We start from the raw sequence: 10,101 nt of genomic DNA, 5'->3' as shown, positions 1-10,101 counted from the left end.
CCCCCATGACCCGTGACCCCCGTACGCGCCGTGACCGCGCGCCGCGCGGCCGTTCTTGTCGTGCTCACGCAGGCATCGTGAGTGATGCCGGATCACCGGTGCAACAGATTTTTCGCCCTGGGAGAACGGGCCGGGGGAAAGTGCCTGGAAACGCCGGGGCCGGCCGGATGACCACCCGGGGAGGCCCCGCTTCGCCCCCTTGTGCCGAGCGACATGAGCGTCTTGGGTGGGACGAGTGATCCCGGCCCGGGCCGCCGAAGAGCCCGGACCGGTGGCATGGTGGAATCTCAGGAGGATCCCGACATGTCCGATTCGGTAAGTGGCTGTACCCGGCCACGCACCTCACTGTCCGAAGCCGAGGTCGAGGCTCTCGTCCGCGGCATCTGCTTCAAGACCGGCCCGCCACGCCGCCTCGGTGTCGAGGTGGAATGGCTCGTCCACGAACTGCGCGCACCGCAGCTCCCCGTCACACCCGAACGACTCGAAGCGGCCTATGCCGCACTGCGGACCGTGCCCCTGAGGTCGGCGCTCACCGTGGAACCCGGCGGCCAGCTGGAGCTGAGCTCGCCCCCCGCGTCCTCACTGACGGAAGTCATCGCCACCGTCTCCGCCGACCTCGACGCCGTCCGCGCGGTTCTGCGCGAAGACGGCCTCGCCCTCGTCGGCCTCGGCCACGATCCGTGGCACGAACCCCGCCGGTACCTGCGTCAACCGCGCTACGACGCCATGGAGGCGTGCCTGGACCGCACGGGCCCCGCCGGCCGCGCCATGATGTGCTCCTCCGCCTCCGTGCAGGTGTGCCTGGACGCCGGTCACGAGGAGCCCGGGCCGCTCGGTCTGGGGCGGCGCTGGTGGCTGGCCCACCATCTGGGAGCGGTCCTGGTGGCCGCGTTCGCCAACTCCCCTCTCGCCGCGCACCGGCCGACCGGCTGGCTGTCCACCCGGCAGCTGACGTGGACCCGGATCGGCGCCGGCCGGGCGGGCGGACCACGGATGGACGCCGACCCCCGCGGCGCCTGGGCCCGCCACGTGCTGGACTCCCCCGTGATGTGCGTACGGCGGGACGGCGGCCCCTGGGACGTCCCCGAGGGCCTCACCTTCCGGGACTGGATCCGCACGGGCGCGCCCCGGCCGCCCACCCGGGAGGATCTCGACTACCACGTCACGACGCTGTTCCCGCCGGTCAGACCGCGCGGCCATCTCGAACTGCGCATGATCGACGCACAGCCCGGCGACGACGGCTGGATCGTGCCGCTCGCCGTGACGGCGGCGCTGTTCGACGACCCGGAGGCCACCGAGACCGCCTACCGGGCCGTGAAGCCACTGGCCGAACGGACGCTGGGGCTGCCCGCGCCGCACAACCCGCTGTGGCTCGACGCGGCGCGCGGCGGCCTGGCCGACGCGGAACTGCGCGAGGTGGCCGTCACGTGCTTCACGACCGCGCTGGACGCCTTGCCCCGGCTAGGGGCCGCCCCCGAGGTCGTCGAGGCCGTCACGGCCTATCTGGACCGCTACGTCGCCCTGGGCCGCTGTCCCGCCGACGACCTGCTCGACCGACAGCGCGGCATCGACGGCCGCCCCCACGGGAAGGACTTCCGCCCATGACCGACATCGATCCCGCCGTCGACGCCCGGGCCGTCGACCCCGAGGTCCTCCGTGAGCGGGCGGTCGCCTCACTCGTCGTGGCCCGTGACCGCACCACCCTGCTGACGAGCTGCGTGGAGGATCCCGATCTGACCGCGCAGCACTCGCCGCTGATGTCGCCGCTGGTGTGGGACCTCGCGCACATCGGCAACCAGGAGGAGCAGTGGCTGCTGCGGGCCGTCGCCGGGCACGAGGCGATACGGCCCGAGATAGACGGCCTCTACGACGCCTTCGAGCACCCGCGCGCCGAGCGGCCGAAGCTCCCCCTGCTGTCGCCGGCGGAGGCCCGCACCTACGCGGCCGACGTACGCGGAAGGGCACTGGACGTGCTGGAGCGGCACGCGTTCCACGGGACGCGGCTGACGGAGGCCGGATTCGCCTTCGGGATGATCGCGCAGCACGAACAGCAGCACGACGAGACGATGCTGATCACCCATCAGCTGCGTGTGGGCCCACCGGCCCTGACGGCACCCGATCCGGAGCCGGCGCCGCTGACCACGGGCCCGTCCGAAGTCCTCGTCCCGGGCGGCCCGTTCACGATGGGCACCTCCGGCGAGCCGTGGGCCCTGGACAACGAACGCCCCGCGCACCGGCGCGAGGTGGCGCCCTTCCACATCGACACCACCCCGGTGACGAACGGCGCCTACCGGGCGTTCATAGAGGACGGCGGCTACGACAACCCGCGGTGGTGGACGGCCGACGGCTGGGCGCACATCCAGAAGCACGGCATCGAGGCCCCGCTGTTCTGGCGACGCGAGGGAAAGCAGTTCCTCAGGCGGCGGTTCGGCGTCACCGAGGTCGTCCCGCCGGACGAGCCCGTGCTGCACGTGAGCTGGTACGAGGCCGACGCCTACGCCCGCTGGGCGGGACGCCGGCTGCCCACGGAGGCCGAGTGGGAGAAGGCCGCCCGGCACGACCCGGCCGGCGACCGCTCGATGCGCTACCCGTGGGGCGACGCCGACCCGGGGCCCGAGCACGCCAACCTCGGCCAGCGGCACCTGCGCCCGGCGCCCGCCGGGAGCTACCCGGCCGGTGAGTCTCCGCTCGGCGTACGGCAGTTGATCGGCGACGTGTGGGAGTGGACGGCGAGCGACTTCCTGCCGTACCCGGGGTTCAGGGCGTTCCCGTACAAGGAGTACTCGGAGGTCTTCTTCGGGCCCGAGTACAAGGTGCTGCGCGGCGGTTCCTTCGCCGTGGACGCGGTGGCCTGCCGGGGCACCTTCCGCAACTGGGACTACCCGATCCGGCGGCAGATCTTCTCCGGGTTCCGCACGGCCCGGTCGGAGGACGTCTGATGTGCCGGCATGTGGCGTACGTGGGGCCGGAGGAACCGCTGGGCCGGATCCTCGTGGAGCCCCCGCACGGGTTGTACCGGCAGTCGTGGGCGCCCCGGCACCAGCGGTACGGGACGGTCAACGCCGACGGTTTCGGCGTGGGCTGGTACGCCGAGGGCGACCCGGTGCCGGCCCGCTACCGCCGGGCCGGACCGATCTGGGCCGACCTGTCGTTCGCCGATCTGGCCCGGGTCGTACGCTCCCCCGCGCTGCTCGCCGCGGTGCGGGACGCGACCCTGTCGGGCGCGGACGCGGAGGCCGCGGCGGCCCCGTTCGCGGCGGGGACCTGGCTGTTCAGCCACAACGGGGCGGTGAAGGGCTGGCCCGGTTCACTGGCCTCGGTGTCCCGGACGCTGCCGCACGAGGACCTGCTGTCGCTGGAGGCGCGCAACGACTCGGCGCTCGTGTGGGCGCTGGTGCTGGCGCGGCTGCGGGGCGGCGACGAGGAGGGCCGGGCCATGGCCGACACCGTCCTGGAGGTCGCCGCGTCGGCCCCCGGCTCGCGGCTCAACCTCCTGCTCACCAACGGCGACACCATCACCGCGACCGCCTGGGGCGACGCCCTGTGGTACCTCACCCGGCCCGGCGGCGGCACCGTCGTGGCCTCCGAACCCTATGACGACGATCCGCACTGGCAGGAGGTCCCCGACCGCACCCTGCTCTCGGCGAGCCGCACTGAGGTGCTGCTGACGCCGCTGAAGGAGCCGACCGACGTCTTCGTGCCCGCACCCTTCAAGGAGCCCCGTACGTGAGCCCGTTCCACCTCACCCGCACCCTGCCCGAGGACACCACGGGCGCCGCGCTGCGCGCCGACGTCCACCGGGGCTTGACCGGCCGCCCCAAGACCCTGCCGCCGAAGTGGTTCTACGACGCGCACGGCAGCGACCTGTTCGAGAAGATCACGGGACTCCCCGAGTACTACCCCACGCGCGCGGAGCGGGAGATCCTCCTCGCGCGCTCCGGCGACATCGCCGCGGCGACCGGAGCGCGTACCCTGGTCGAGCTCGGCTCCGGGTCCTCGGAGAAGACGCGGCATCTGCTCGACGCCCTCACCAACCTGCACACCTATGTCCCGGTCGACGTCAGCGAGAGCGCCCTCGCCCAGGCCGGGCAGGCGCTGGCCGCCGAACGGCCGGGGCTGGACGTGCACGCGCTGATCGCCGACTTCACGGCGGAACTGGCCCTGCCGGACACGCCAGGGCCACGGCTGGTGGCGTTCCTTGGCGGCACGATCGGCAATCTGCTGCCCGCCGAACGCGCCGCGTTCCTGGCGTCGGTACGCGCCCTGCTCACCCCGGGCGACGCCCTGCTGCTGGGCACGGACCTGGTCAAGGACGAGGAGGTGCTGGTCCGGGCGTACGACGACGGGGCCGGGGTGACGGCCGCGTTCAACAAGAACGTCCTGACTGTGATCAACCGCGAGCTGGGCGCCGACTTCGAGCCCGCCGCGTTCGACCATGTGGCGCAGTGGGACGCGGAGCACGAATGGATCGAGATGCGGCTGCGCTCCCGTACGGCGCAGACGGTGAAGATGCCGGCGCTCGATCTCGCCGTCGACTTCACCGCGGGTGAGGAGATGCGGACCGAGGTGTCGGCGAAGTTCCGGCAGGAGGGCGTGCGCGCCGAACTGTCCGCGGCGGGACTGGACCTGGCCCACTGGTGGACGGACAGCCCGGGCCGGTTCGCGCTGTCGCTGAGCGTGGCGCGCTGACACCGGGGAACCCGGGGGCGGCGGCGACGGCGGGAGACGACGTCTCGCGCTTCGCCGCCGCCTGGGGCACGGTGGAATGACGCGTGACACTCCCGTCACAGGAACGTCATGGGAAGAGGAGCAGCGGCATGTCGAACCACACCTACCGGGTCACGGAGATCGTCGGCACCTCACCGGACGGCGTCGACCAGGCCATCCGCAACGGCATCGACCGGGCCTCTCGGACACTGCACAACCTGGACTGGTTCGAGGTGACGCAGGTGCGCGGCCAGCTCGAGGACGGGCAGGTCGCCCACTGGCAGGTGGGGCTCAAGGTGGGCTTCCGTCTCGACGAGTCGGAGTAGTGCTCAGGTCCGCCCTTCGCGCTCCTGCGCCGCCTTCATCTCGGTGGACCGGGTCACCCAGTCGGCCCGCATGACGGTGAAGCCCGCACGCCGGGCGTCCGCGCAGACCAGTTCGTCGTCGTCCACGAGGACGCGGACCTCGCGGGTGCGGGCGAGCCGCCGCAGAATCTCCAGCTTGGTGAACCGGGCGGGCCGCCGGTCGGCGTCCCGCCGCATGTACACGTGCCCCTCGGGCAGCCCTTGGGCGGCGAGCCACTCCAGTGTGTCGCGTCGGCAGCGCTCGGGCCGCCCGGTGAGGTAGACGATCTCGCACTCCCGCGCGCTCTCCCGGGCCAGCGCGATGCCCTCCGGGACGGGCGGGTCCTGCGGCGCCGCTGAGAAGAAGCCGTTCCAGTCCTTCGGCGTGCGTTCCAGGAACCTCTGCCGGTGCGTGGTGTCGGCGAGGGTGTTGTCCAGGTCGAACACGGCCAGCGGAGCCTTGCTTGAATCGTCACTCACGCCGCCCAGCCTAAGCGCATATGAGACAGCCCGCGTGAACAAGCCATGTACGAGGGTCAATTCACCCTCACAGTTGATGGCTCAAGCACAGCACTGACATACTCCGCTCTCAGCCTCGCCACCACCCGTGGCCGGGGCTCGTCGGGGGTCCCCACAAAGAACCCCGAGGCCGTCCGCGTGAACCCGGACAGCACGATATCCGGATTCACGAGCCCCCCCCACAGAGCCCGCACCCCACCGCGCGTCCGGCACCGCTCCACCCTGCCCGAAAACCGGACGCGTCCACCGACCCGACGGGGTCGAGTGCGGGGCACGATGCAGCGAAGAAGGTGCGCCTGTGCCCGAATTTTCACCACGACGGGAAGACACTCCCACATTCCCGCTCCCGCACATCCAGCAAACTCCGCCGTCTCGTATATCCGACCATCCCGAATTTCACTCTCTGCGTCGCGCGCAGCGCCGGTTCGGCATCCGGGCGACAATCCTGTCCGTCGGCGGATTCCTGCTGTATGTACTGCTGTCGAGTTTTGTGCCCGCGGTGATGAACCAGCCGCTGTTCGGCCGCCTCACGCTCGGACTCACCCTCGGTCTCGGGCAGTTCGTCGTCATGGGCGTGACCGCGTGGTGCTACGTCCGGCACATGCGCACCCGGGTCGATCCGCTCGCCCGCGGCCTGAGGTCCCGGCTGTACGAGACCGAGAGCCGCCGCGGCCGTACGGCGGCGCCTCCCCAGGGCGCCGGGCAGCCGCTCCAGCACGGAACGAGGGGGTTCCGCACGTGGTGAGCGCCGCCGCCATCGACGACAGCAGCCTGCAGCTGACGTTCGTCCTGTTCCTGACCGTGGTCGTGATCACCTTGTTCACGGCGCTGCTGACGGCTCCTCAGCGTGACGAGATCAGCGAGTTCTACCTCGGCAACCGCTCCATGTCGCCGCTGCGCAACGGCCTCGCCATGTGCGGCGACTACCTGTCCGCCGCCACTCTGCTGGGCAGCACCGGTCTCGTGGCGCTCACCGGGTACGACGGGCTGATGTACCTCGGCGGCACCACCGTCGCCTGGATGATGGTGCTGCTGCTGATCGCCGAACCCCTGCACCGCACGGGCAGGTTCACGCTGGGTGACACGGTGGCGCTGCGCCTGCCCCGGCAGCAGCGGCCGGTACGGGTCGCGCTCGCGGTCTGCATCCTGGCCATCGCCACGCTCTACCTGGTTGCCCAACTCGTGGGCAGCGTAGCCCTGCTGACCCAGTTCACCGGTGTTCCGAGCGGCACCACCCGCACCCTGTGCGTGGTCGTGATCGGTGTCTTCGTGATCCTTTACGCCTCCCTCGGCGGCATGCCCGGCGCGACGGTCATCCAGATCATCAAGGCCGTGATGCTGGTGGTGGGCGTGCTGTTCACCGCGGGCTGGGTGCTGCACCACTTCGACTGGAACCCCAACCTGCTGCTGGAGAGGGCGTCCGAACGCAGCGGGTCGGGCCTGAGCTTCCTCGAGCCCGGGCTGCGCTACGGCGGCACCGTCAGCAACAAGCTGGACTTCCTCAGTCTCGAACTGGCCATCGTGCTCGGCCTCGCCGCCCTCCCGCACGTGCTGATGCGGCTGCTCACCCCGCGCAACAGCGGCGTACTGCGTTCGTCGGTGCTGTGGGCCGTCGGTCTGGTCGGCGCGGTCTGCTTCGGGGCCGGCATCATGGGGCTCGGCGCCACCGCGCTGCTCGGCCGGGACACCATCGAGAGCACGGACCGCACCGGCAACACCTCCGTGCTGCTGCTCGCCCACGAGCTGGGCGGCAGCGTCCTCACCGCGCTGCTGACCTGTCTGGCGTATCTGACGCTGCTCGCCGTGGCGGTCGGTCTCACCCTGGCCGCGGCCTCCTCCCTCGCGCACGACCTCTACAGCGAGGTGATCCGCAAGGGCCGGGCGAGCGAGACGGAGGAGCTGACCGTCGCCAGGCTGTCCGGGGCCGTCATCGGCGTCCTCGGCATCCTGCTGGCCCTCGTCGCCCGGGGCGCGAACACCGCCACGCTCGCCTTCCTGGCCTTCGCCATCGCGGCGTCGGCGATCCTGCCGACGATCGTCTACACCCTGTTCTGGCGGCGCTTCAGCGCGAAGGGCGCCCTGCTCAGCCTCTACGGCGGGCTGCTCTGCTCCGTCCTGCTGGCCACCTTCTCCCCCGTCGTCTCCTCCGCCCCGGGCTCGTTCTACCCCGAGGCCGACTTCGCCTGGTTCCCGCTCCAGAACCCCGGCATCGTCTCCATCCCCGCGGGCTTCCTGCTGGGCTGGCTCGGCACGGTACTGGACAAGGGGCAGGCCGAAGCGCCTGCCGCCCACGAGGAGTTCGAGGTGCGGATGCTGGTGGGCGCCGACGACTGAGACACCTCCGCAGGACAGCGGCGGCCGGGCACCGGGACACTCATTGCTCATGAGATCCATTTTCATGTAGCGTCCTCGGTGCCCGACCCCCGAGGAGGAGCCCCATGGCTGTCCCGAAGCGGAAGATGTCCCGCAGCAACACCCGTCACCGCCGCGCCCAGTGGAAGGCGGCCACCCCGACGCTGGTCCCCGTCACCGTCGACGGCGTCCGTCACCTCGTCCCGCAGCATCTGGTCAGGGCCTACGAGCGTGGCCTGCTACGCCCCGACGGCTGAGTTCGCCGCCTCGGCGAGGAAGTGCGAGCGGACCCGGCGCAGCCAGGCCTCGACCGGCGCCTCGTCGGGTTCGTCCGGCAGCACCGTGGGGCCTTCGCCGAAGGCGTCCTCGTAGTAGCTGAGCAGGGGCAGGGCGACCGACGGATCCGCGGCGACGCGCTCGCCGAAGGCGTGGTACTCGTCCGGGTCCTCGACGCGGACGGTCAACCGCCCGGTGGTGTAGAGCTCCAGGCCCTGCCCGCACAGCCGCTTGAGGTGCCGGGCGTGCTTCGCGGTCCGCTTGCGGGTGTCGGCGGAGAACGAACCGTCGCCGCGTGCCTCCAGCCGCCGGAACTGCTGGGTGGCGTACCCGAGGTAGGCGTCCCTGACCCGCTTGGCGCACAGGAACGCCGTGCGGATGCCGATGAGCTCGTCGCCGAGCGGGGTGCGCACCTCGTACAGGTCGTCCGGGAGCCACACCAGTTCCATCGCGGTCGGGTTGCCGCCCAGGGACAGCCGGCACCACTTGGCGGCCTCGTGCAGGGTGCGGTCCGGCGCCGTGCTGACGTGCGACTCCTTCGGGCGGCGCAGACCGTGCAGCTCCTCGGTGGGCGCGGCGAACATGCCGAGGCGGTCGATGTCCGAGCCCGGGCGGGCGAGACCGTAGGCGGTCGATCCGACGATGCCGCAGAGCAGGATGTTGGGGACGGTCACGGTCGGCCGCCTTTCGCTTCTGGATACCGGAACATTGTCCTGACGTGCCAGGACGCGGTCACCCGGTTTTCCGGCGGCGGTCCCGCCGCGGCGGCGGAATACCGGCGGCCCCGTCCGGCGTAGAACCTGGTATGGATCCCGTGCGCCTGTCCGTCCTCGACCGCTCCCGCACCCGCGAGGGGCACACCCACTCCGAGGCGCTGCGCGACACCGTGCGGCTGGCACGGGAGCTGGAGCGGCTCGGCTACCACCGGGTCTGGGTCTCCGAGCACCACGGCGTGCCCGGGGTCGCCGGTTCCGCGCCGACCGTGCTGGCCGCCGCCGTCGCGGGCGCGACCCGGACGATCCGGGTCGGGACCGGCGGGGTGATGCTGCCCAACCACCGGCCGCTGGTCGTGGCCGAGCAGTTCGGCGTCCTGGAGTCGCTCTTCCCAGGGCGGATCGACATGGGTCTGGGCCGGTCCGTCGGCTTCACGGACGGGGTGCGCCGGGCCCTGGGCCGCGACAAGGGCGACGCCGGGGACTTCGAAGCCCAGCTCGCGGAGCTGCTCGGCTGGTTCCGGGGCACCTCCCCCACCGGGGTGCACGCCCGCCCCGCCGAGGGCCTGATGGTGCCGCCGTTCGTCCTGGCCATGGGCGAGGGCGCCGCAATCGCCGCCCGCGCGGGCCTGCCCATGGTGATCGGCGACCTCAGGAACCGCGAGAAGATGCGGCGCGGCATCGACCACTACCGCGACCGGTTCCGCCCGTCCGTCTGGGCCCCGGAGCCCTACGTCGTCATCTCGGGCACCATCGCCGTGGCCGGCACCCCCGAAGAGGCCCGGCGGCTGCTGATCCCGGAGGCCTGGTCCATGGCGCACTCCCGCACGCACGGCACCTTCCCCCCGCTGCCGCCCGCCGAGCGCGTGGAGGCACTCACCATGACCGGCAAGGAGCGCGACTTCTACGAGTCCGGCCTGACCGGCCACATCGCCGGCACCAAGGAGCAGGTCGCGCACGAGCTGGAGACGGTGCTGAAGGAGACGGGCGCCCAGGAGGTCCTCGTCACGACCAGCACGTACGACCGCGAGGCGCTGCTGGACTCCTACCGGCGGCTGGCCGCGATCACCTCCGGTTAGAGTCGTCTCCCATGCACGACCGCGACCCCCATGACCCGTTCGTCCGCGTCCGCGGCGCCCGCGAGCACAACCTCCGGGATGTCGACGTCGACATCCCCCCGGACCGGCAGG

11 protein-coding genes are annotated in these 10,101 nt (G+C 71.7%); 9 read left to right on the top strand and 2 right to left on the bottom strand.

Annotated elements, in window-relative coordinates; translation table 11 throughout:
* Positions 1–303: 303 nt before the first annotated feature.
* From egtA to ABZ281_RS21865, 5 genes are all read left to right on the top strand, one after another.
* Positions 304–1,605: an ergothioneine biosynthesis glutamate--cysteine ligase EgtA gene (gene egtA / locus ABZ281_RS21885; protein ID WP_356657845.1), complete on the top strand. Its 1,302-nt coding sequence runs from the start codon at positions 304–306 to the stop codon at positions 1,603–1,605.
* Positions 1,602–2,939 carry an ergothioneine biosynthesis protein EgtB gene (gene egtB / locus ABZ281_RS21880; protein ID WP_356657843.1) on the top strand — a complete coding sequence of 446 codons (1,338 nt, stop codon included), beginning with the start codon at positions 1,602–1,604 and terminating at the stop codon, positions 2,937–2,939. The genes egtA and egtB overlap by 4 nt, the downstream gene beginning before the upstream one ends.
* A complete protein-coding gene (egtC, locus tag ABZ281_RS21875; RefSeq protein WP_356657841.1) occupies positions 2,939–3,730 on the top strand; it encodes an ergothioneine biosynthesis protein EgtC in 792 nt (263 codons plus the stop codon). The genes egtB and egtC overlap by 1 nt, the downstream gene beginning before the upstream one ends.
* Positions 3,727–4,689, top strand: coding sequence for an L-histidine N(alpha)-methyltransferase (gene egtD / locus ABZ281_RS21870; RefSeq protein ID WP_356657839.1), 963 nt, complete (start codon positions 3,727–3,729; stop codon positions 4,687–4,689). The genes egtC and egtD overlap by 4 nt, the downstream gene beginning before the upstream one ends.
* A gap of 128 nt (positions 4,690–4,817) precedes the next feature.
* Positions 4,818–5,033, top strand: coding sequence for a dodecin (locus ABZ281_RS21865; RefSeq protein ID WP_298554097.1), 216 nt, complete (start codon positions 4,818–4,820; stop codon positions 5,031–5,033).
* A gap of 3 nt (positions 5,034–5,036) precedes the next feature.
* Here the strand turns inward: ABZ281_RS21865 and ABZ281_RS21860 are convergent, their stop codons facing one another.
* Positions 5,037–5,531 (bottom strand): hypothetical protein, encoded by a 495-nt coding sequence (locus tag ABZ281_RS21860; protein WP_356657837.1) that lies wholly within the window; start codon positions 5,529–5,531, stop codon positions 5,037–5,039.
* Between the two features lie 337 nt (positions 5,532–5,868).
* Between ABZ281_RS21860 and ABZ281_RS21855 the strand changes: the two genes are divergently transcribed.
* The 3 genes from ABZ281_RS21855 to rpmF all read left to right on the top strand — a co-directional run bounded on the left by ABZ281_RS21855 (position 5,869) and on the right by rpmF (position 8,179).
* Complete coding sequence (locus ABZ281_RS21855) at positions 5,869–6,315, top strand: DUF485 domain-containing protein (protein WP_356657835.1); 447 nt, start codon at positions 5,869–5,871, stop codon at positions 6,313–6,315.
* Positions 6,309–7,904 carry a cation acetate symporter gene (locus tag ABZ281_RS21850; RefSeq protein ID WP_356657833.1) on the top strand — a complete coding sequence of 532 codons (1,596 nt, stop codon included), beginning with the start codon at positions 6,309–6,311 and terminating at the stop codon, positions 7,902–7,904. The genes ABZ281_RS21855 and ABZ281_RS21850 overlap by 7 nt, the downstream gene beginning before the upstream one ends.
* Positions 7,905–8,008: 104 nt before the next feature.
* A complete protein-coding gene (gene rpmF / locus ABZ281_RS21845; RefSeq protein ID WP_356657831.1) occupies positions 8,009–8,179 on the top strand; it encodes a 50S ribosomal protein L32 in 171 nt (56 codons plus the stop codon).
* Here the strand turns inward: rpmF and ABZ281_RS21840 are convergent.
* On the bottom strand, positions 8,162–8,923 hold the full coding sequence (locus tag ABZ281_RS21840) for a nucleotidyltransferase domain-containing protein (RefSeq protein WP_356657847.1): 762 nt from the start codon (positions 8,921–8,923) through the stop codon (positions 8,162–8,164). The two genes, rpmF and ABZ281_RS21840, sit on opposite strands and share 18 nt — an antisense overlap.
* Before the next feature lie 80 nt (positions 8,924–9,003).
* Here ABZ281_RS21840 and ABZ281_RS21835 point away from each other — a divergent pair, with 80 nt between their 5' ends.
* Entirely contained in the window at positions 9,004–9,990 is a 987-nt protein-coding gene (locus ABZ281_RS21835) for an LLM class flavin-dependent oxidoreductase (protein WP_356657829.1), read from the top strand.
* Positions 9,991–10,101: the final 111 nt, after the last annotated feature.

The organism is Streptomyces sp. NPDC006265 (assembly GCF_040613555.1).
In the GTDB taxonomy this organism is placed as follows: domain Bacteria; phylum Actinomycetota; class Actinomycetes; order Streptomycetales; family Streptomycetaceae; genus Streptomyces.
The sequence above is the reverse complement of the archived record's forward strand: the minus strand, read 5'-3'. Positions and strand labels throughout refer to the sequence as shown.